Genomic DNA, 3,950 nt, shown 5'->3' with positions numbered 1-3,950 from the left:
CCGACTCTCCCAACGACAATATTAATAAACCCGCCCTCCGGGTTCTGGTGTGACCGACTCTCCCAACGACAATATTAATAAACCCGCCCTCCGGGTTGGGCTATTAATAAACCCGCCCTATGTGACCAGGGAATTAATGGCTCAATAACTTGTAGGGGCAAAAAATGTTTCGCCCCTACTGTTGAGTGAGGGCGAAAAGGATAATTTACCCTCGTTTTTGGTGATGCTGGATAGCCTAAAAGCCGTTACGACCCCAGACAACCATGGAAATGGAGAAAGTAAAGACGACTAACAATCCAACCCAACCTAATGACAGAATATCCATAGTAGTATTTCACAAAACCAGATGAAAATTGACTTCAGAGGCTATCATATCCTGAAATTGATCCAGTCGCATCCATCTTCTAACTTTAGTCCGGCTGAACGCATACAGTCCCTAGTGGCGGGTATTTGGGCGGGTGTTTCTGTAGGGACGATCGCCCTAATGATAGAGTTGACCGTTAGTGGTATCCTAGGAGAGATGATCGCCCTAGATGTGCATTTAATCGTCAAGGGAGCGATCGCCATAATTAGTGGCTTTCTCTTCGGTGTTACTTATCGCTACACCGTCCGCCGGGATAATAACCCCCAACTGAAACTAGGGGTGGTGTTTGCTTTCGCTCTGGTCCGGGGGTTGGCTATATGGGATATAGCGCCCCAACCTTTGCCCCAAATGGCCATCTGGGTAGGAGAAAATTTAGTTATGTTCGCCGTGGCGGGAATTATCCTAGATGTAGCGATGGGACGGGGTTGGGTTAAATACTTTTCGTCGGAGGGGGAGTTATCGGACAACTGAATCAGAAGTCCTTAGAGGTTAAAGAACTATAAATCCTGATGTTGCTAACTGTGAACTCCATTGAAACCCTATCGGAAGATGTCGTTGACCTGATAGCCGCAGGAGAAGTTATAGACTCAGTGGCGGCGGTGGTGCGGGAATTGGTAGAAAATGCCATTGATGCGAAAGCGACGCGAATATCAGTTTCCCTATGGCCACAACAGTGGCGAATTCAGGTGGCAGATAATGGCGAGGGTATGGATTTAGTCAACCTGAAACGGGCTGCCATGGCTCATAGTACCAGTAAAATTGCGACAGCGAGGGATTTGTTAAAGATTAGCAGTTTAGGGTTTCGGGGAGAAGCTCTGCACAGCATCGCGCAACTGTCGGATTTGGAGATTCTCAGTCGCGGTGGTTTGTCCTCATCCCCAAGTTCAGGATGGCGGGTAGTTTATAACCATCAGGGAGAGGCGGAAATGGTGGAAACTGTGGCGATCGCACCTGGTACTGTGGTAAAGGTTAGTAATCTGTTTGCTAACTGGTCATCGCGCCGCACCGCCGGACCGACTGCGACCCAACAATTGCGGGCGGCGCAACTGATGTTACAACAGATAGCTCTGTGTCATCCCCAGGTGACATGGCAAATTCACCAAAACGATCGCCCCTGGCTACGGTTTGGGCCAGCAGTGACGACCCAACAGATGCTACCTGAATTTATTAGGGGTGTAAGGGTGGGGGATCTGCAATATTTGAAAATGGATGTAGACCCACCCCAACAGGTGGAAGAGTGCCATAAATTCTTGTCGAAATCATGGTTAGAGGTGGTGATAGGCTTGCCCGATCGCGCTTCACGTCGGCGCAAGGATTGGGTTAAGATAGGAGTTAATGGTCGTATGGTGCGATCGCCGGAATTGGAGCCTACCATATTATCGGCTTTTGCGCGTACCTGTGGGCGCGATCGCTATCCGGTTTGTTTTGTGCATCTGCATATCGACCCGGCCTTAATTGACTGGAATCGCCATCCTAGCAAAGCCGAGATTTATTTACATTATCTCAACCACTGGCAAGAGCAAATACACCTAGCCATTGATCAGACTCTCAAGCTGAACCCAGAAAGTCTCTCAGCGGGGGTTAATCCCATCGAGAAGCTGTTGCGCGTCTCGGAAGATACTGCCTCATACCGAACCCGCCCGACCCCCCTAGAATCAGCGGAAAACCCCCAGAGAGTTGATGTTCCGAAACTAAAAGCGATCGGTCAAATTCACAACACCTATATTGTGGCAGAACACCCAGAGGGTCTGTGGTTAGTAGAACAACACATTGCCCATGAAAGGGTAATTTACGAACAATTATGCAGGCGTTGGCAAGTGATACCCCTGTCAACTCCGATCATCGTCGCCAATTTGTCCGAGGCGCAACTAGAACAACTAACCCGCCTCAATTTGGAAGTTGACCCCTTTGGCGATGGACTCTGGGCTATCCGAAGCGCCCCAGAAATTCTCGCCCTGCGCCAAGACTGTCAAGAAGCGCTGATTGAACTCAGTTTGGGTGGAGATTTACAGGCCGCCCAAGTAGCCACGGCTTGCCGCAGTGCCATTCGCAACGGCACATCCCTAAGTTTAACGGAAATGCAGACCCTATTAGATCAATGGGTGAGTACCCGTTCCCCCCGGACTTGTCCCCACGGTCGCCCGATTTTCCTAAGTTTAGAGGAATCTTCCCTAGCCCGATTTTTCCGCCGCAGTTGGGTGATTGGCAAAAGCCATGGGATATGATACGGGGATAATTACCCTGAGTAATTATCGATGAAAACCTAGTGAATATATCAGCATGAATTTTGCGGAACCAAGACAGCAGTTTTATGAGGAGGTTAGCCAGGCAGAAAATCAAATAGATTTGGCTAAGGCTGCCCTATATATTGCCCGAGAACATCAACCCTATTTTAACCCTTTAGAATATCTGCAACAGTTAGATAGGATGGCGGCGGATGTGTTGGGGAAACTTGAAAAGCCAGCTTATCCAATGCGGATAATTAAGGCGATTAATCATTACCTTTATGATGAGTTAGGATTTCGGGGGAATCGGACTGAATACTATGACCCGAAAAATAGCTTTTTAAATCAGGTGATAGACCGTCGGACTGGTATTCCGATTACTATGTCCTTGGTGTATTTAGAGATAGCAAAACGCATTGAATTTCCGATGGTGGGAATTGGGATGCCGGGACATTTTCTGATTAAGCCAGAATTTGAAGATGCGGGGATTTATGTTGATGCGTTTGGATGGGGAGAAGTCCTATTTCCCCAGGACTGTGAGCTGAGATTGTCGGAAATTTATGGACAGCCTGTAACATTACGGCCTGAATTTCTCAATGCGATCGCACCACGGCAATTTTTAAGGCGGATGCTGCAAAATCTGAAGGCAATTTATATGAATGTTGGGGAATTTGAGGAGGCGCTGAAGGTAGTGGAGAGGATTGTGATCTTGTCTCCTGATGATATTAAAGAAAGGCGCGATCGCGGTCTGGTTTACTATCAACTGTATCGCTGGTCAGAGGCTCGCTGTGACTTAGAAGATTATCTTAACCACCTTCCAACTGCTCAGGATGCTGGTATAATTCAGCAGTTACTAGATAGAATGGACTTGGATACCTGAATCGTTTAATTAGTAAGGATTTGGGGAACCATTCAACCTGTCTAGTAAACCTATAAAACAGATAGGGTTATCAACCTGAACTTACAGCCGTGTGTCCCACGGTCAAAGGGTAGGCTGATTGATAAATTGACCTCTTCTGGGGGGAAGCCGATCCTCCTGACCGCCAAATCGGCTAAGTCGCTTTTTAGTAGTGACAATCACTAGGCGGATTGCAATCGCCACAATGTGTTAACTATAAACCCTTATCCTGACAGCGATAGCGGGTTATTACTCAACCCCTATATCCTATTGAGTTACTCAGATATTACTCACAATCTAGTCCTAGCACAGGAAAATAATTCTGTCAACAGGTTGATTACTCAGTCAACAAGCACAACTTAATCAATCTGTCAAATGCCTACTATCTCCCCCCAACCAAACACAGACAGGGTAACTCTCTCGTGATACCCGTCAATGGCAAGCCTATCGGTTCGTTCCTCAC

The 3,950-nt window shown here is 47.5% G+C and carries 4 protein-coding genes; 3 read left to right on the top strand and 1 reads right to left on the bottom strand.

Annotation, left to right across the window (positions count from 1 at the left end; genetic code table 11):
* Positions 1–235 precede the first annotated feature (235 nt).
* Positions 236–325, bottom strand: a complete 90-nt coding sequence (gene petN / locus P5674_RS16925; protein WP_006615846.1) for a cytochrome b6-f complex subunit PetN — start codon at positions 323–325, stop codon at positions 236–238.
* A gap of 21 nt (positions 326–346) precedes the next feature.
* Between petN and P5674_RS16920 the strand changes: the two genes are divergently transcribed.
* From P5674_RS16920 to P5674_RS16910, 3 genes are read left to right on the top strand one after another with little or no spacing between them, the layout of a single operon-like run.
* Positions 347–835: a hypothetical protein gene (locus tag P5674_RS16920; protein ID WP_006615847.1), complete on the top strand. Its 489-nt coding sequence runs from the start codon at positions 347–349 to the stop codon at positions 833–835.
* A 38-nt stretch (positions 836–873) separates the two neighbouring features.
* Entirely contained in the window at positions 874–2,589 is a 1,716-nt protein-coding gene (gene mutL / locus P5674_RS16915; protein ID WP_014274059.1) for a DNA mismatch repair endonuclease MutL, read from the top strand.
* Between the two features lie 55 nt (positions 2,590–2,644).
* Positions 2,645–3,469 (top strand): SirB1 family protein, encoded by an 825-nt coding sequence (locus tag P5674_RS16910; protein WP_006616175.1) that lies wholly within the window; start codon positions 2,645–2,647, stop codon positions 3,467–3,469.
* The last annotated feature ends 481 nt before the right edge of the window (positions 3,470–3,950 follow it).

Origin of the sequence: Limnospira sp. PMC 289.06, assembly GCF_032350395.1 — a bacterium.
GTDB lineage: Bacteria > Cyanobacteriota > Cyanobacteriia > Cyanobacteriales > Microcoleaceae > Limnospira > Limnospira platensis.
Note: the sequence above shows the minus strand (reverse complement) of the source record. Positions and strands in the feature narration are given on the sequence as shown.

Coding starts and splice junctions, on each gene's coding strand:
- mutL (WP_014274059.1), top strand. CDS start 874: ATGTTGCTAACTGTGAACTCCATTGAAACCCTATCGGAAGATGTCGTT.
- P5674_RS16920 (WP_006615847.1), top strand. CDS start 347: ATGAAAATTGACTTCAGAGGCTATCATATCCTGAAATTGATCCAGTCG.
- P5674_RS16910 (WP_006616175.1), top strand. CDS start 2,645: ATGAATTTTGCGGAACCAAGACAGCAGTTTTATGAGGAGGTTAGCCAG.
- petN (WP_006615846.1), bottom strand. CDS start 325: ATGGATATTCTGTCATTAGGTTGGGTTGGATTGTTAGTCGTCTTTACT.